16 protein-coding genes are annotated in these 16,378 nt (G+C 45.9%); 8 read left to right on the top strand and 8 right to left on the bottom strand.

From position 1 onward, the window contains the following. Window positions 1-81 precede the first annotated feature (81 nt). The 3 genes from ACTXGJ_RS00420 to pdxA form a co-directional block, all read right to left on the bottom strand. Window positions 82-918: a symmetrical bis(5'-nucleosyl)-tetraphosphatase gene (locus ACTXGJ_RS00420; protein WP_443564772.1), complete on the bottom strand. Its 837-nt coding sequence runs from the start codon at window positions 916-918 to the stop codon at window positions 82-84. A gap of 106 nt (window positions 919-1,024) precedes the next feature. Continuing rightward, complete coding sequence (gene rsmA, locus ACTXGJ_RS00415; RefSeq protein ID WP_443564771.1) at window positions 1,025-1,894, bottom strand: 16S rRNA (adenine(1518)-N(6)/adenine(1519)-N(6))-dimethyltransferase RsmA; 870 nt, start codon at window positions 1,892-1,894, stop codon at window positions 1,025-1,027. 158 nt (window positions 1,895-2,052) lie between these two features. Beyond that, on the bottom strand, window positions 2,053-3,159 hold the full coding sequence (pdxA, locus tag ACTXGJ_RS00410; RefSeq protein ID WP_443564770.1) for a 4-hydroxythreonine-4-phosphate dehydrogenase PdxA: 1,107 nt from the start codon (window positions 3,157-3,159) through the stop codon (window positions 2,053-2,055). A gap of 311 nt (window positions 3,160-3,470) precedes the next feature. Here pdxA and dnaB point away from each other — a divergent pair, with 311 nt between their 5' ends. From dnaB to argF, 3 genes are all read left to right on the top strand, one after another. Next, entirely contained in the window at window positions 3,471-4,871 is a 1,401-nt protein-coding gene (dnaB, locus tag ACTXGJ_RS00405) for a replicative DNA helicase (RefSeq protein WP_443564769.1), read from the top strand. Between the two features lie 96 nt (window positions 4,872-4,967). Further along, window positions 4,968-6,131 (top strand): alanine racemase, encoded by a 1,164-nt coding sequence (alr, locus tag ACTXGJ_RS00400; RefSeq protein ID WP_443564768.1) that lies wholly within the window; start codon window positions 4,968-4,970, stop codon window positions 6,129-6,131. Window positions 6,132-6,313: 182 nt separating this feature from the next. Continuing rightward, the gene (argF, locus tag ACTXGJ_RS00395) at window positions 6,314-7,237 is read left to right on the top strand and encodes an ornithine carbamoyltransferase (RefSeq protein WP_443564766.1); all 924 of its coding nucleotides are present in this window, start codon (window positions 6,314-6,316) and stop codon (window positions 7,235-7,237) included. A gap of 131 nt (window positions 7,238-7,368) precedes the next feature. Here argF and rpiA read toward each other — a convergent pair whose 3' ends face one another. From rpiA to ACTXGJ_RS00370, 5 genes are all read right to left on the bottom strand, one after another. After that, window positions 7,369-8,028, bottom strand: coding sequence for a ribose-5-phosphate isomerase RpiA (gene rpiA / locus ACTXGJ_RS00390; RefSeq protein WP_443564765.1), 660 nt, complete (start codon window positions 8,026-8,028; stop codon window positions 7,369-7,371). A gap of 162 nt (window positions 8,029-8,190) precedes the next feature. After that, complete coding sequence (locus ACTXGJ_RS00385) at window positions 8,191-9,501, bottom strand: arsenic transporter (protein WP_443564764.1); 1,311 nt, start codon at window positions 9,499-9,501, stop codon at window positions 8,191-8,193. A gap of 49 nt (window positions 9,502-9,550) precedes the next feature. Then, window positions 9,551-10,321, bottom strand: a complete 771-nt coding sequence (gene arsH / locus ACTXGJ_RS00380; RefSeq protein ID WP_443564763.1) for an arsenical resistance protein ArsH — start codon at window positions 10,319-10,321, stop codon at window positions 9,551-9,553. Further along, on the bottom strand, window positions 10,308-10,715 hold the full coding sequence (gene arsC / locus ACTXGJ_RS00375) for an arsenate reductase (glutaredoxin) (RefSeq protein ID WP_443564762.1): 408 nt from the start codon (window positions 10,713-10,715) through the stop codon (window positions 10,308-10,310). The genes arsH and arsC overlap by 14 nt, the downstream gene beginning before the upstream one ends. Before the next feature lie 113 nt (window positions 10,716-10,828). Next, window positions 10,829-11,191: an ArsR/SmtB family transcription factor gene (locus ACTXGJ_RS00370; protein WP_443564761.1), complete on the bottom strand. Its 363-nt coding sequence runs from the start codon at window positions 11,189-11,191 to the stop codon at window positions 10,829-10,831. 201 nt (window positions 11,192-11,392) lie between these two features. On the opposite strand from ACTXGJ_RS00370, the gene ilvA reads away from it, so the two are divergent. The 5 genes from ilvA to ACTXGJ_RS00345 all read left to right on the top strand — a co-directional run bounded on the left by ilvA (window position 11,393) and on the right by ACTXGJ_RS00345 (window position 16,351). After that, a complete protein-coding gene (gene ilvA, locus ACTXGJ_RS00365; RefSeq protein WP_443564760.1) occupies window positions 11,393-12,946 on the top strand; it encodes a threonine ammonia-lyase, biosynthetic in 1,554 nt (517 codons plus the stop codon). 87 nt (window positions 12,947-13,033) lie between these two features. After that, a complete protein-coding gene (locus ACTXGJ_RS00360; protein ID WP_443564759.1) occupies window positions 13,034-13,474 on the top strand; it encodes an RNA-binding S4 domain-containing protein in 441 nt (146 codons plus the stop codon). Window positions 13,475-13,743: 269 nt separating this feature from the next. Further along, window positions 13,744-14,241, top strand: coding sequence for a low molecular weight protein-tyrosine-phosphatase (locus ACTXGJ_RS00355; protein ID WP_443564758.1), 498 nt, complete (start codon window positions 13,744-13,746; stop codon window positions 14,239-14,241). Window positions 14,242-14,460: 219 nt separating this feature from the next. Further along, window positions 14,461-15,591, top strand: a complete 1,131-nt coding sequence (murB, locus tag ACTXGJ_RS00350) for a UDP-N-acetylmuramate dehydrogenase (protein WP_443564757.1) — start codon at window positions 14,461-14,463, stop codon at window positions 15,589-15,591. Beyond that, window positions 15,581-16,351 carry a YdcF family protein gene (locus ACTXGJ_RS00345; protein ID WP_443564756.1) on the top strand — a complete coding sequence of 257 codons (771 nt, stop codon included), beginning with the start codon at window positions 15,581-15,583 and terminating at the stop codon, window positions 16,349-16,351. The genes murB and ACTXGJ_RS00345 overlap by 11 nt, the downstream gene beginning before the upstream one ends. Window positions 16,352-16,378: the final 27 nt, after the last annotated feature.

Raw genomic sequence — 16,378 nt, 5'->3', positions numbered from 1 at the left:
AGATAATTTGGATGGCTTAGCTATAGGCTAGAGACAGCAAGTGGAACTTAGACTTTCCTTTTATCCTTTATATAACCTTTGTTAGGGCTTAGGACAATAAGCGCTTGAGGTGATTACCTTGCCATCGCTCAATCGATAGGCTAGTAGATAATTACCCCAAACGCAGCCGCCATCCAGAGCTTTGGCATGCGGCAGATCCACATCGCCTTTTAGCGCAGCCCAGTGCCCAAAAAGGATCTTACGGACGCGGGGAACTTGCCACTCAAACCAAGGCAGATAGTCTTTTGGCATAGCCTCCTCTAATTTACCCGTAAAGCTAAACTCTAAGCTGCCATCTTGCTGGCATAAACGCATCCGCGTAAAGTAATTACTAATAGCGCGCAGTCTGGTGTAACCACTGATATCATCGTGCCAAGCGTCAGCTTTTTTGCTGTATAGATGCGGTAGCAGCTTATCGAGATTCTTTCTACTGCCTTGCAGCTGCGCTTCTAATTCTCTAGCGTAGCCTGCCGCTTCATCAATCGCCCAGTGCGGGGGAATGCCCGCGTGCACTAGCACCGTTTGCTCATTTGGATAGGCTAAGATAGGCTGATGACGCAGCCACTCTAATAGCTCATCTTTATCCTCTGCAGCAAAGATAGGCGCGGTTTTATCTTTTTTCTTAAGTTTTGCCGCGCCGCGCCATACTGCGATTAGATTGATATCGTGATTACCGAGCACGGTGGCAGCAGCGCCTTGCTCACACAGCGCTTTGACCTCACGTAGCGTACTAAGTGAGTCTTCACCACGTGCGACTATATCGCCTGCAAACCATAACTTGTCTTGTTTTGGGTCAAAATCTAAAGTCTTTAGTAGTTGCTTAAAGGCTTTATAGCAACCTTGTAGATCGCCTATGACATATTGATGACGAAAACTCATAAAACCTCAAGAGTCGATTATTATTTTTGAAACTGAGAACTTACATTTTAAAAGTAAAAGCTAAAAAACGTTGATACCTTGCGCTGTTCTTATTACTTTGTTCTCATTACTCTGCTCTCAATAAAGTGCCAGAGCGATTACTAAGGGTGACAAAGTCGCTAACGCTCAAAGTCTCAGGCCGCGCTTGCGGATCAATCTCACAAGCCGCAAAGTCATCTGCGCTCAGTGTAGGCAGCAAGGCGGATTGCTTAAAAATAGCGCGTAGGGTTTTACGGCGATGGTTGAAGGTTTCGCGAACGACGATAGCGAAGTGTTCTTCATCTTCAGCGACTACAGGTTTAGTGGTATGCGGAGTCAAACGAAAAACTGCGCTCGTTACTTTCGGCGGTGGATTAAACGCGCCGCGAGGTACCGTCAGCAGATAATCGGTCTCGCAGTGATACTGCATAATGACTGATAGACGCCCATAAGTCTTGCTGCCGACCTCCGCAGTAATTCGCTCAACCACTTCTTTTTGTAGCATAAAATGCATGTCTTTGATTACATCAGCAAACTCAAGTAAATGAAACAAAATCGGCGTAGAGATATTATAAGGCAAATTGCCCACGACTCGCAGCTTGCCTTCGTCTGCACTATAAAGCTCACGATAGTCTACTTGCATGGCATTGGCTTTGATAATAGTGAAATTAGGATGACTGTTGGCACCGATACGGATGCGTAAGCTATCTGCTAAGTCGCGATCGAGCTCCACCACCGTCATAGCGTCCACCTCCGCTAGCAACGGCTCAGTCAAAGCGCCCATTCCTGGACCAATTTCGATCAAATTATCATCGCGCTCCAGACGTATACTATCGACAATCTGACGAATAATGCTGCTGTCATGCAAGAAGTTCTGACCGAAGCGTTTACGCGGTTGATGTTTGGCAGTGCGCAAACTGGCCGAGAGGGTTTGAGCGTCGAACGAAGGTTTTGACATAAAGGTTCTTTATATAGAATTTAAAATGAATAAGGGTAAATTTTTTGTGCAACGAAGCTTTATCAGCTGAAGCATTTAACATGACCAGAATTATAACATAGCTCATAATTAAGCTGTATTAGCGACCTAGCGTTTATAGCGTCATGGCAACCCTCTAGCTATAACGCTTTATTTGCCATATCATTAGCCATTGACAGCGCTTGGTAAAGACTGCTGTCATTAGCGCCGCCTTGCCCTGCCAAGTCAAGCGCGGTGCCATGATCGACTGAAGTGCGGATATAAGGCAGCCCTAAAGTTAGATTCACCGTATCGCCAAAACCATGCGACTTGAGCACTGGCAAGCCTTGATCATGATACATAGCGATGACCGCATCACAGTTATTTAGATGCTTAGTAGTAAATAAAGTATCAGCTGGCATCGCCTCAGAGATATCGACACCCGTATCGATAAACTCCTGCAATACTGGATTGATAATAGTGATCTCCTCAAGTCCTAAATGACCACCCTCGCCAGCATGCGGGTTGAGACCACAAACCAAGATACGCGGCTTATCCATACCAAACTTTGTACGCATATCATCGAGGACGATTTGTACCGTTTGCCGCACGTTATCCGGGGTAATAGCAGCGGGCACGTCTCTAAGCGCCAGATGAGTGGTCACTAGCGCTACTTTCATGGCTTGATTGGCTAGCATCATCACTACTTTATCGCAGCCACACTGCTGCATAAAGAACTCAGTATGACCGCTAAACATGGTGCCATCAGGTAATTTGATATCAGCATCTATTAGCGCCGACTTTTGCAGCGGACCGGTGACGATGGCCGCTATTTTTTTGCTAGCGGCAAGCTTGTGAGCTAAAGTGAGCTGCTGCGCGACCATTGCTGAATTATTGGTATCAATACGACCAGCCACTACCGGAGCATGACAAGGTATATTGATTAAGGTAAAACCGCTATCATTCGGCTTAATCTGAGCGCCTGCTGACGCTGCTAGATCACTTTTATTGTTAACTCTATTATCGTTATCGTCTTTTAGCATTTGCCAATCAACAACCTGCCATTTAGGGCAGTTTTTTAGCGTACCTGCTTTGATCAATTCCTCAGCTCGCGCGGTCATCTCCTCGTTATCAGCAGTGACCCAAATAGGCCGATCGAAATCCTGTAGCTTATCGGCGTCAGCAAGCATCAATACGATATCCATGCCTATGCCAGCAGGCTCTCCTGTGGTAACTAGTAAGGGTCGTTTTGGTAATAAATCTTGCATATTAAACTATCCTTCTTTATTAAATAATTGATTTTATTTAGTTTTTTATTATATTTCTTCTACCTTAGTTTAAAACTTAAAAAAACAATAAGACGATGATTAACGACTGACCAAGATAGAGATAATTAACGTTCTCCGCTAAAAAAAGGGCATAATGTGTTAAACTTCGCTGTTAATTGTAGCATCAATAAGCTAAATTTTATTTTTCGTTTTAGAAGTCTCAGCAATCTTCGCTTATAAATAATTGACTTAATCTATATAGTAGTTATTGCATCATTTTGTATTGTTTTTCATTTTAATATTAGGCGCTCATGGCAGATAACGACAAAACCGACGACTTACTCAATCAGCAGCCTCCACACAATATCGATATCGAAAAGGCCTTGCTGGCCTCTTTGATGAGTATTGAAGAGGCGTACGACAAGATTGCCGATATCGTTACCCAGAACGATTTTTATGCTGGGCGGCATCAGCATATTTTCGCTGCTATCGCACATTTGGCAGCAGTGAATGAGCCTTATGATACGGTGATGGTACACGATTGGTTAGAGGCGCAAAAGCTCCTCAAAAGCGCCGGCGGTGATAGCTATCTAGCTGACATTTTGAGTCAAAGCCCAGCGACTTTATTTAACCTGACCGCTTATGCCCAGCGCGTCCGCGAGCTGTCGACTTTACGTCAATTGATTGCCGCTAGTAACGATATGCTCAGCCTCGCCTACAATCCAAAAGATCAGTCGGTTAGTGATATCTTAGATAGCGTTGAGGCGACTATATTTAGTATTAACGAGCAGCATAATAAACGCGCCGAACAGCGTGGCCCTGTCGGTATTACCTCCGTACTGACCAATGTCATCGACAAAATTCAAGAACTCAAATCCAACCCTGATGGCATGATAGGCCTGCAAACGCCTTTTACTGAGCTCAATAATAAGACCCAAGGCTTGCAAGCAGGTGATTTAGTCATTGTCGCGGCGCGCCCTTCTATGGGTAAAACTACTTTTGCGATGAACTTGGCTGAAGGGATTTTATTCAACGAAGATTTACCCGTGGTGGTCTTCTCGATGGAGATGCCCGCTGAATCTATCGTCATGCGTCTGCTCTCCTCTTGGGGCGCGATTAACCAGACGCATTTGCGCTCTGGACAGATGAATGAAGATGAGTGGGCAAAGATGATGAATGCTATTCAGCATCTACAATCCAAGCATCTGTACATCGATGACAGTACTGCGCTGCCACCCTCAGAGCTGCGCTCACGCTGTCGCCGTATTGCCAAAAACCATGATGGCAAAATTGGCGCGGTTATCGTTGATTACTTACAGCTGATGAAAGTCCCTAGCCTCGATGGCAACCGCGTTGGCGAGATCTCTGAGATCTCACGTAGTCTAAAGGCGCTCGCACGCGAGCTTGAATGTCCAGTTATTGCGCTCTCACAGCTGAACCGTAGTCTAGAAAATCGCCCTAACAAGCGACCAATTATGTCTGATCTTCGTGAATCTGGCGCTATTGAGCAGGATGCGGATTTGATTATGTTTATCTATCGCGATGAGGTCTATAATGAAAACTCTGACCATAAAGGCGTCGGCGAAGTCATCATTGGTAAGCAGCGAAACGGCCCTATCGGTACAATACGCCTAGCTTTTGAAGGACAATTTACCCGCTTTACTAACCTGACACCTGAATACTATCAAGGCGTCACTTTCGATGATGAGTAATGCTTGCCATCTACCCAATTAGGGGCTTTGAACTCGCTGAAAAAACTGCTTATACCCTAAACATTCCCAAAAAATTTTGCCAGAAAGAAACCTATTATGCGTACCGCTACCGTCATTATTGATCCTCAAGCCCTCACTCATAACCTGATGCAGGTTAAACGCCTAGCGCCTAAGTCAAAAGTACTAGCGATGGTCAAGGCCAACGCTTATGGCCATGGCGTCGCTATGGTATTGCCGGCCTTGCAGCAAGCGGATGGTATTGGGGTCGCAAGCTTTACCGAAGCGTTCGAGGCGCGTCAGTTGGGCTGGGAGAAAAGCATTGGTCTAGTCGAAGGGGTATTCAGCGCGGACGAGTGGCAACAAGCTATTGACTATGAGTGCAGCTGCGTGATTCATCATCAGCCGCAGCTTGATTGGGCGCTTGCTAATGTACCTAGCCCTGATAGCGCAACTCGCAGCGTTTGGCTCAAATATAACACCGGTATGAACCGCTTAGGTTTTGATGATCAGCAGACGATTACAGCGGCAAAACAGCTACATCAAGCCGGTTATCAGCTTATTTTAACCACGCATTTTGCCAATGCTGATGACCGCGAGCATCCTTTGAATGACCTACAAATTCAACGCTTTGATAAGATGCTAGCGCTACTGAAAAGTACGGTTAGTGAAGACATCCAAGGCTCGCTTTGTAACTCAGCAGGACTCGTTAATTTTCCAGATCGTCATTATGATTGGGTACGCCCCGGTATTATGCTTTATGGCAGCTCGCCCGTCATCGATAAGTCAGCATCCGAGTTAGAGCTGCAACCGGCGATGGAATTTAGTGCCCGAATTATGGCGCTATCTACCGTAAATACGGGTGAGGCTATCGGTTATGGCAGTCGCTGGATTGCAGATAAGCCCACTAGAACGGCTCTGGTCAGCATAGGTTATGGTGATGGCTATCCTCGCGTGGTAAATGACGAGACGCACGTTTGTGTACTTGTTAAAGATAAGTCAGTTGGCTCTGAACAAAACTGTCAAAGCTATCAGAGCTATCAAGACTATAAAAGCTATCTCTGCCCGGTGCGCGGACGCGTGGCGATGGATATGATAGTCATTGATGTCAGTAGCGTCCCTAACAATATTGCTTTAGATAGCAAAGTGATCCTTTGGGGTAACGCGCCACATGTCGATGACATCGCCGCCCAAGCAGGGACTATCGGCTACGAGCTGCTTTGCCGCTTGAGTGCACGGCCTGCACGTAAACAAGCCCTCTAACCTTTCTAGTTTTTGAGCCTCATCTTATTATGCTCAATCCGCAAAAATTGGGCATTTACATTAAAAGTAATTACGCTATACTAAAAGTTTGTTATCACCGCGGTCAGTGTCCTGAGGCACTACTACCAACAACGGCTGATAGCCCATTATTTAATTGACCGTGATCGACTGCTAGGACTGCTATGAGCTTGCGCCATTTTCTGACCTTATCTGATTTAAGCAAACAAGAACTAGAAACCCTAATTAAACGAGCCAGCGAGCTACGTAAAATGCAACACGCAGGCGAGATTTATCAGCCCTTTGTTGGCCGAACGCTTGGCATGATATTTGAGAAGTCCTCTACCCGTACGCGCATCTCGTTTGAGACCGGTATGGGGCAGTTTGGCGGCAGTGCGATTTTTTTATCGCCGAATGATACCCAATTAGGTCGCGGCGAACCTTTAGAAGATTCAGCTCGCGTCATATCGAGTATGGTCGATATTATAATGATTCGCACCTTTGGTCACGAAAAGGTCGAAACTTTTGCTAAATACTCTAGCGTGCCTATTATTAACGCTTTGACTGACGACTTTCACCCTTGTCAGCTACTCGCTGATATGCAAACCTTTTATGAGCATCGCGGCAGTATCGAGAATAAGATTGTCACGTGGGTCGGCGATGGCAATAATATGTGCTCTTCTTTTATGCAAGCAGCTAATCAGTTCGGTTTTGAGCTGCGCGTGGCCGCGCCTTATGGCTTTGAGCCGGACCCTGAGCTGATGAAGCGTTTCTCGCATTGCGTCAGCTTAGTCGAAAACGTGCAAGACGCAGCTAAAGACTCCAACCTGATTGTCACCGATGTATGGGCCAGTATGGGACAAGAGTCTGAGCAGAACACTCGCGCCCGTCGTTTTGCGCCTTATCAAGTGACGCCGTCATTGTTAGATAAAGCCGATCCGGAAGTGGTGTTTATGCACTGCTTGCCCGCGCACCGCGGCGAAGAGATATCACACGACATGCTCGATGATCCGCGTTCAGTGGTCTGGGACGAAGCCGAAAACCGCTTACATGCACAAAAAGCCTTGATGGAGTTTTTGCTTAAAGACAAAATCAAGCTGCCTGCATAAACTCTCATAAATAAGATACAACAAAGGCAGACCGCATTTATTACGGTCTGCCTTTTTTTATCAGTTAATCGTCATCAAGCGCTTAGCAAGATCTCGTTAGCCAATAATGCTTAAGTCGGTTACCGACCCAATTAGCGAGTGACTGTCGTTACCCCTTCACTGCTTGCTTTTAATAAAACATCGGCTTGATTGGCGGCAAAAATTCCATTACAGACCACACCAACAATATTATTGAGCTGCTGCTCAAGAGCGATAGGATTGCTGACATCTAGGTCGTAAGTATCGAGAATGACATTGCCATAATCGGTGATAAAATCTTCGCGGTACACAGGCTCACCGCCCAAGGCTGCTAGTTGACGCGCCACATACGAGCGCGCTTGCGGCAATACTTCAATCGGTACGGGAAAGTCGCGGCCCAATATATCTACACGTTTGCTTTCATCGACCATACAGATAAACTTGTTAGAAGCTGCGGCGACGATTTTTTCACGCGTCAGTGCCCCGCCGCCACCTTTAATCAGTTGCAAATGCGCGTTAACTTCATCAGCGCCATCGATATAGACATCAAGCTGGCCTACAAAGTTTAGATCGACAATCTCGATACCCAAAGCACGTAGTTTATCTTCTGTCACCTGTGAGCTGGCCACCGCGCCAGCAAGCTTGAGGGTCGGCAGCAGCTCAATCAAGCAGTTCACCGTACTACCCGTCCCTACGCCAAGTATCATGTCATCTTCGATATAACTCAGAGCAGCTTGGGCTGCGGCTTGCTTTTGTGCTTGCTGATCACTCATCATAAATCCTTGGCAGAATAAACGTAATGTCTTAAAAAATTAAAAACTAAAAAAGGTAAAATGCGCGGCTATTATAACCGATGACCTTGATATATGTCAGCGTAAAACCGATTCTAATAATGAGGTATTCCACCTGGAATTGATAACCAATATAAATGACTTCTAAAACCCAGAGACATGAGGCAACCAAAACACCAGGGCCAACAGCGTGGCTAGTAATACTGGCGGCGTAATGAGTAGCCCGATTTTCATATACTGCCCCCAGCTAATTTTATAGTCTTTCTCTGCCAACACATGTAGCCATAATAAGGTCGCAAGGCTACCGATGGGCGTAAACTTCGGTCCCAAATCATTACCAATGACATTGGCATAAATCATCAGCTCGCGAGTCGCTGCGGGTACTTGCGCGCTATCAATGGCCAATGCACCTACTAAGGTCGATGGCATATTGTTCATGATAGAAGCCACGATCGCCGAAAGAAATCCAGTCCCTACTGTCGCGATGATATTGCCCTGCTGCCCTAGCCAGTTGAGTATTTGAGCACCATAAGCCGTCAGTCCTGCGTTACCCAAGCCATAAACTACCAGATACATACCGATTGAAAACAACACGATTTGCCAAGGTGCTTTACGTACAACATCAGATACAGAAACAACGGCATCTCGACCACCTTGCCACCAGCGCCCTGCAATTGCCATTAATACTAATGCCGCCACACCCGTGACAACAGAGATAGGGATACCTAATGACTCAGTCACAAAATAAGCAACAAGTAATAATGCTAACAGCGGAAAAGCGGCTTTAAAAACCAGCGGATCTTCGATAGCGGATGCAGGCGCGCTAAGATTGGCAATGGAATAGTGTGTTGGAATTTGGCGGGCATAGACCACCCATAGTACCGCTAATGTCGCGATGACAGAGACGATATTTACCGGCACCATGACCGCGGCATAACGTCCAAAGCCAATATCAAAGTAATTGGCGCTAACGATATTGACCAGATTGGAGGTCACTAACGGCAGGCTAGCGGTGTCAGCAATGAAGCCAGTCGCTATGATAAAAGCCAATGCCGATGGTGGTGAAAAGTTAAGCCGGAGCAAGATAGCGATGACAATCGGTGTCAATAATAAAGCCGCGCCATCATTGGCAAAAAATGCAGAGATAAACGCGCCAAGTATGACAATCATAGGAAACAACAAGCGCCCTTGCCCATTGCCAAGTCTGGCTACATGTAGTGCCGCCCAACCAAAAAATCCCGCTTTATCCAAGATAAGCGAGATAATAATCAGTGCCACAAAGGTAAAAGTCGCATCCCACACGATATCCCACACAATACCGACATCGGATAATTGCACCACGCCAAAAGCCAAGGCGATTAAAGCCCCGCCCAGCGCGCTCCAACCAATGCCCAAGCCTTTAGGCTGCCATATCACCAAAACTAAAGTCACGATAAAGATAATGAATGCGAGCATGGAGCAACCTTATTTACAGCGTGTTGATTATAACTAGGAGATATTACAGCTACTTTTGATTGACGCGCTGTGATAGCTCTTCTGCGCTTTCCACTCGCTCAGAGTATCTATCTGTCAAATATGCTGAACGTCCACGAGTGAGCCAAGTGAACTTCACCAGCTCCTCACAGACATCAACGAGTCGCAGATATAAAGGCGACATATCCATACGATTGTCATCATTAAATTCTAAAAAGGCTTTCGGGATAGACGATTGATTGGGGATAGTAATCATGCGCATCCAACGCCCCAGAATGCGCAGCTGATTGACCGTGTTAAAGCTTTGGCTGCCACCGCTGACTTGCATCACCGCTAAGGTTTTGCCTTGCGTTGGACGTACGCCGCCCAGTGATAACGGAATCCAATCGATTTGTGCTTTCATAATACTGGTGATGCTGCCGTGGCGCTCTGGACTCACCCACAGCATGCCTTCTGACCACTGAGCCAGCTCGCGCAGCTCTTGTACCTTTGGATGATCGCTATCAGCATCGTCAGGTAGCGGTAGACCTGATGGACTAAACATCCGCACCTCGCAGCCATACCAACGTAATAGACGGCTTGCCTCTTCAGCCGCCAGCCGCGAAAACGAGCGCTCACGTAATGACCCGTATAGCACTAGTATTTTAGGCGGATGACGCGGATCATTTGGCGCAATCAATGACTCAATATCAATCGGTTGTAATTGACTGGCATCAATATTAGGCAAGTCATCTAGATTGGATAAGTCATCTAGATTGGATAAGTCATCGACGTCAGATTGCCCTGTATTAACCTTTACCATGATGTAGAACCTCTCCATCTTCTTTAGTAAAGCTGCTCACTGGGTTTTCTAACATTGCAAACACTCGCTCTGATGGTCGGCACAACGCTGCACCTTTATTTGTGACCACAATAGGACGGTTGATTAAAATAGGATGGGCCATCATTGCATCAATAATTTGCTCATCAGATAACTCAGGATTATCTAAGCCCAGCTCATCATTGATGGCTTCTTTACTGCGTAACAGCTCTCTTGGCGAGATATCCATCTTTGCCAATAGGTCAACCAGCTCGCCACGGCTCGGCGGATTCTTTAAATACTCCACCACTTCTGGCTGCTCGCCTGATGCCTTCATGATGGCAAGCGTATTACGAGAAGTACCGCAGTTAGGGTTATGAAAAATTAACGGTTTCATAGCAATCTCACCTATTTTATGGATATTAAGAATGTATTTGTTCAAAAGACGTTTATTAAGAATCTATTTATTGAGAGATAGGTATTGAATCAGCTATCGGCTTAGCGCTTGCTTTACAGACTGTTTTGACTGTTAGGTTTAGTAGTCTCACAACCACTCAAATTATCTATAAGCGAGGCACACAGCTCTGGATGACCCGCACAGCAGTCTTGCAATAAAAACTGCACGACCGCCTCCATATGTGACAGCGACGCGCGATATATAATTTGCCGACTTTGGCGTTTTGACACCACCCAGCCTGCTCGCGCCAGCACCGATAAATGCGCTGACATAGTGTTATGCGGCACCGACAGCTGACGGGCTATTTCACCCGCAGGTAAGCCTTCAGGCTCCTGACTGACCAATAATTTAAAGGCTTTAAGTCGAGTATCTTGAGAGAGCGCAGCAAAGCTTGCGATAGCGTTAGTTATTTCCATATGTCCAATAATACAGACATATAAAAATAATTCAATAGGTTTAAATCCACGACCCTATAAAAAGGCTTTTTTTTAATTAAAAACTATCAGTGCAGTGAAACTGCTATAAAAATTGCAATTGTATCTTGCAAGACAGTCAAAATCAGCATAGGCTAATCTATTTCGTTTTTATAGTCATTCATACTTCGTTTAGGAATCATTATGCTATCACACTGGGTACGAGCCATCTTGCAAGCCACCGTCTATGACGTTGCTATTCAAACGCCACTAGAAGCTGCCCCCAAGCTGACCCAACGTTTTGCTAATGACATTCGTTTTAAGCGCGAAGACCTGCAACCGGTCAAATCCTTTAAATTGCGCGGTGCTTATAATCGCATCAGTCAGTTGTCCGATGAGCAAAAAGCACGCGGCGTCATTTGTGCCTCAGCAGGCAACCATGCACAAGGGGTTGCTTATTCTGCGCGCAAACTCATGTTAAATAATATTATCGTCATGCCCACCACCACCCCTGATATCAAAGTATCAGCTGTCAGAGCTCTAGGCGGTAATGTCGATTTGTATGGAGACAGCTTCGATGAGGCCAACCGCTACGCGATCAACCGCGCCGAGACTGAAGGCCTAACCTTTATCCCGCCTTATGATGATGAGCTGGTGATCGCTGGACAAGGCACCATCGGGCTTGAGCTCACCCAGCAGTGGCGCAACATGGATTATGTGTTTGTGGCGGTTGGCGGTGGCGGCCTCATCTCTGGTGTGTCCGCGTTTTTGGGAGAAGTGGCGCCGCACGTCAAAGTCATCGCTGTAGAAGCTGAGCAATCTGCTTCTTTGAAAGCTGCACTTGAAGCAAATGAGCGTGTTAAGCTTGAACAAGTCGGACTGTTTGTCGATGGCGTGGCAGTGGCTCAAATTGGTGAGCTGCCTTTTGAAGTCGTACGTACGCAAAAAAGTGATCGCTCAGGGCCTATTGTCGAGCCTGAAGTAGTCACTTGTAGCAACGATGAAGTGTGTGCTGCGGTCAAAGATATCTTCGAAGAAAATCGCAGCATCGTTGAGCCAGCGGGTGCTTTGTCGGTTGCTGGGATGAAAAAGTATATCGCCGCGCATGATTTGCAAGGCAAAAACTGCGTCGGTATCATCTGCGGTGCCAACATGAACTTCGACCGCTTACGTTATATCGCCGAGCGTACCGAAATCGGCGAGAAAAAAGAAGCCATCTTTGGCGTAACAATTCCTGAGCAGACTGGTGCCTTTTTAAATTTCTGCCGTAGCTTGCATGGACGTAACATTACCGAGTTTAACTACCGTGCCGATAGCCAAAAATCACCAGACTCGATGGAGCCTGCCTCAATCTTCGTCGGTATCGCGCTAAAAGAGGGTGAAAAAGAGCGACACACCATCAGCAAGCAGCTGGCAGACGATGGCTACATTGCCCATGACCTCACCGACGATGACATCGCCAAATCTCACATCCGACACCTCATTGGTGGTCATGCGCATGTAGAAAACGAGCAGCTATTAAAAGTGGTATTTCCAGAGCGTCCTGGCGCGCTGCTGACTTTCTTAGAAAAACTTGGCGATGATTTTAATATTACCTTGTTTCATTATCGCAATCATGGCGCGGCTGAAGGTCGCGTGTTGGTCGGCTTACAGGCTTCGACAAGTAACTCGCGTCAACTACAAGATGCGTTATTAGATATCGGCTATGACTGTACTATGCTTAACGATAATGTCGCTTATCAGCTGTTTTTAAAGTAGCGGTTTTATAATTAAGGCATCACACTCTTTTAATTGTCAAATAAATCACCATTTATATCTTAATATACTGATATCAATGAGGTTTTGATGCGTAAACATAATAAAAACCATAATCAGCCAAGCCATAGCAAACCTGAAGCGGTACGCATGCGTATCGATAAATGGCTGTGGGCGGCGCGCTTTTATCGTACACGTACGCTCGCCAAAGAAGCGATCGAAAGCGGGCGTGTGCATTATGCCGGTAGCCGAGTCAAAACTAGCAAAGAAGTTGCCGTTGGCGATGAGCTGCAGATTCGGCAAGGATCAGCGACAGCAATGACCGAAAAAACGGTAATCGTTGAGGCCTTAAGTGCCCAGCGTGGTAACGCCTCTGCTGCGCAAGTGCTCTATTCAGAGACGGATGAAAGTACCGAGCGCCGCGCCTATTATGCGGAGCAGCGTAAACTGGCCAATCTAGCACGTCCTGATAATAAGCCTAATAAGAAGCAGCGCCGAGAGTTACAACGTTTTAAAGATAAACAAGACTAAAGCTGGTGTTAATATCGCTAGTATCTACTACATGCTAACGCTGCACCCCTTATTATCACTAGCGTTTATCTCATTGCTCTCCTTGCCTTTGTCACCATTTATCGTTACGCTAGTGGCTATTTTATGACAGTGTGATTGATCGTTACTTATTCAAAAAATTTCAAATAATTCATCTTATATTTACAATAGACGCCAGCTGTTCTTCTCTAGATAGCTTGTGTGCTATAGAATCAACACATAGTAAATATGCTGATAAAAAAGGTTACTTTATGCCGATTAAAGCCTCTGCACCCTCATCTGTACTCTTGGTTTGTTTGGGCAATATTTGTCGCTCACCTACCGCTGAAGAGATTTTTCGTCAACAGGCTGCTATAGCCGGTCTAACGATGAAAATAGATTCTGCAGGAACGGGCGATTGGCATATAGGTCATGCTCCTGATGCGCGTGCTCAGCGTCATGCCAAACTCAATGGCTATAATATTGGCAAATTAGTCGCTCGCCAAGTGACTGCTGATGACTTCCGGGAGTTTGACTTAATCTTGGCTATGGACACTCAGAATTTAGATGACTTGCAGGCCATAAAAGATGGGATAGAAGAACCTGTAGAAACCTTAGCTAAATTGGCTTTATTTAGCGAAGAAGACCCCACGTATGGCGGTGATGATGTGCCTGATCCTTATCAAGGGGAAAGCGAAGCGTTTGAGGACGTTATTGAACGTATTGAATCTAGTACGCAAGCTTGGATTGAGAGCTGGAAGACCAATTAAGGTGCTTAGAAGTTGACTGAATTTTGCTATTAGCTTTTGTAGTCATAGTTAAAAATCCAGTAAAAGCTTTTTTTAACTGAATGGTTGTTAATTGAACTATTTTAGCTCCTTTGATGAGACTTATCCTCTATAATACTCTGCCTTCAGTTGCTTGGTTTGCTGATAAGTTTTTTCAACCTTACTCTTAGATCATGCTCTTTTATTCGCATAGGACTATTTATGGCCTCAGCTTTACCCCATAGCCCAAGCGTTAGTACAGAGAACTTATGCGATTTATATGATTTGGCGCACGATTTGTCACATGCTAATACTATGGCACTAGCTTGCGTAGCGGACAAAGCAGTAGTGATAACTGAAGAAACTCAGCTAGATGCGTTTATGATTCATTATCATCAGCAATCTAATAAGCTGCCTTTATTTGTCTTGTCTGGCGGAAGTAACGTGTTACTCCCTTCACAGCTCCATGCTATCGTGCTGCGTCCCTTTATGCGCGGTATTAAGGTAATCAAACAGACAGCAGAATATGTCGATATTGAAGTGATGGCAGGTGAAAACTGGCATGAGCTAGTGACTTATACGGTCGCTCAAGGCTGGTATGGCTTAGAGAATTTAGCGCTGATTCCAGGTTTGACTGGCGCGGCTCCCGTCCAAAATATCGGTGCTTATGGAGTACAATTAGAAGACTGCTTGCTATCGGTGCGAGCTTACCATCTATCCAGCCAAACTTGGCATGACTTATCCCTTAACGACTGCCAATTTGGCTACCGTGATAGCCTATTTAAACGCGCGCCTAATACTTGGCTCATTAGCCGATTGGGCTTACGTTTGCACACCGATCCGGCGCGAATATCCGTCAATTATGGTGATGTCAAAGCAGTCGCGCAAAGCTTTGCTGAGCAGCAAAACCGAGCTAAGCCTGAGCCTAGCGATGTGATGCAGGCCATTATCCATATTCGTCAACAAAAAATACCCGATCCTAAGCAGCTGCCTAATTGTGGCAGCTTCTTTCAAAACCCTATTATTGATAATGAGCAATTCGCCAATTTGCAAAGCCGCTATCCTAATATAGTCGGCTACCCGATGCCAGAGCAAAAGGTCAAAGTAGCTGCAGGTTGGCTGATTGAGCATGCTGGGCTAAAGGGCGGCGGCATTGCGCCTATTCTCACTCATCAGCAGCAAGCATTAGTCTTGACCAATCAGCAGCCCTACCAAGCGCGGCAAATAGATGTCGCAAAATCCCAAGATTTCATTAGCAGCCAAGTCTATGATAAGTTCAAGGTGGCTTTAACTCGTGAACCTATTTGGGTCAATGCTAACGCTAGTATTGGACAGAGTGCATATGCCGACTAAGCGACCATTATCAAAACGTTTATGGCGTTATTATCTACGTTCCGCTGAGCGTATGGTCAAAGTATTTCGTATTATTAATATCACCTTTTTGGTGGGTTCAACTGCCGTTGTTTTAGTGCTTATTAGCTTATTTACCCCCCTGTTTTCGCAAGCTGTTGTCTATGTGCTGACGCGCCTGCCTCTCCCTGCTATGACCTCATCGGCTATGAATTCGCCGCCAACCGCTTACGTGGTACTAGGCGGCGGGTTAACTAATGATAATAATAATCAGATTGTCCTTAATGGCTATAGTCTCAATCGGGCGCAAACTGCGGCTACGGCTTATCATGATCTGCCCTTACCTATTGTACTTAGCGGCGCTGAGGCTCCTTGGCTTGGTCAGTGGCTGCTTGAGCACGGCATCGATGGTTTGATTAGTGAAAACGCCAGTATGAATACTTGCGAAAACGCGCGTTTTACCGCTAAACGCGTGCCTTTGCATCACGTTTATTTAATAACTGATCGTTATCACATGCCGCGCGCGCGCAGGCAGTTTGCTCTAAATGGTATCAATAGCACTGCTTTGAGCGCTCCGTTGCCGGTTAAGCGTGATTGGATGGAACCGGCGCAAAACCTGACCCATTCGAGGCGCGCGGTTTATGAGATTGCGGCTTACTTACGCGATATCATTCGCCCGCAAAATAATTGCCGTGAAGCTAAAGAGATGAGTAATGAGGAGCTATTGACTCCTAGAGGCGAGGCAGTAAAGACTTTTAACTAGTCATAAAACAGCATTATAAGCCTAACG

The organism is Psychrobacter sp. 1Y11 (genome assembly GCF_052259045.1).
GTDB lineage: Bacteria > Pseudomonadota > Gammaproteobacteria > Pseudomonadales > Moraxellaceae > Psychrobacter.
This window is presented reverse-complemented; position numbering and strand designations above follow the sequence as displayed.

Coding starts and splice junctions, on each gene's coding strand:
- ACTXGJ_RS00355 (WP_443564758.1), top strand. CDS start 13,744: ATGCCGATTAAAGCCTCTGCACCCTCATCTGTACTCTTGGTTTGTTTG.
- arsC (WP_443564762.1), bottom strand. CDS start 10,715: ATGAAACCGTTAATTTTTCATAACCCTAACTGCGGTACTTCTCGTAAT.
- ACTXGJ_RS00370 (WP_443564761.1), bottom strand. CDS start 11,191: ATGGAAATAACTAACGCTATCGCAAGCTTTGCTGCGCTCTCTCAAGAT.
- ACTXGJ_RS00420 (WP_443564772.1), bottom strand. CDS start 918: ATGAGTTTTCGTCATCAATATGTCATAGGCGATCTACAAGGTTGCTAT.
- ACTXGJ_RS00360 (WP_443564759.1), top strand. CDS start 13,034: ATGCGTAAACATAATAAAAACCATAATCAGCCAAGCCATAGCAAACCT.
- murB (WP_443564757.1), top strand. CDS start 14,461: ATGGCCTCAGCTTTACCCCATAGCCCAAGCGTTAGTACAGAGAACTTA.
- rsmA (WP_443564771.1), bottom strand. CDS start 1,894: ATGTCAAAACCTTCGTTCGACGCTCAAACCCTCTCGGCCAGTTTGCGC.
- ACTXGJ_RS00345 (WP_443564756.1), top strand. CDS start 15,581: ATGCCGACTAAGCGACCATTATCAAAACGTTTATGGCGTTATTATCTA.
- ACTXGJ_RS00385 (WP_443564764.1), bottom strand. CDS start 9,501: ATGCTCGCATTCATTATCTTTATCGTGACTTTAGTTTTGGTGATATGG.
- pdxA (WP_443564770.1), bottom strand. CDS start 3,159: ATGCAAGATTTATTACCAAAACGACCCTTACTAGTTACCACAGGAGAG.
- arsH (WP_443564763.1), bottom strand. CDS start 10,321: ATGGTAAAGGTTAATACAGGGCAATCTGACGTCGATGACTTATCCAAT.
- alr (WP_443564768.1), top strand. CDS start 4,968: ATGCGTACCGCTACCGTCATTATTGATCCTCAAGCCCTCACTCATAAC.
- argF (WP_443564766.1), top strand. CDS start 6,314: ATGAGCTTGCGCCATTTTCTGACCTTATCTGATTTAAGCAAACAAGAA.
- ilvA (WP_443564760.1), top strand. CDS start 11,393: ATGCTATCACACTGGGTACGAGCCATCTTGCAAGCCACCGTCTATGAC.
- dnaB (WP_443564769.1), top strand. CDS start 3,471: ATGGCAGATAACGACAAAACCGACGACTTACTCAATCAGCAGCCTCCA.
- rpiA (WP_443564765.1), bottom strand. CDS start 8,028: ATGAGTGATCAGCAAGCACAAAAGCAAGCCGCAGCCCAAGCTGCTCTG.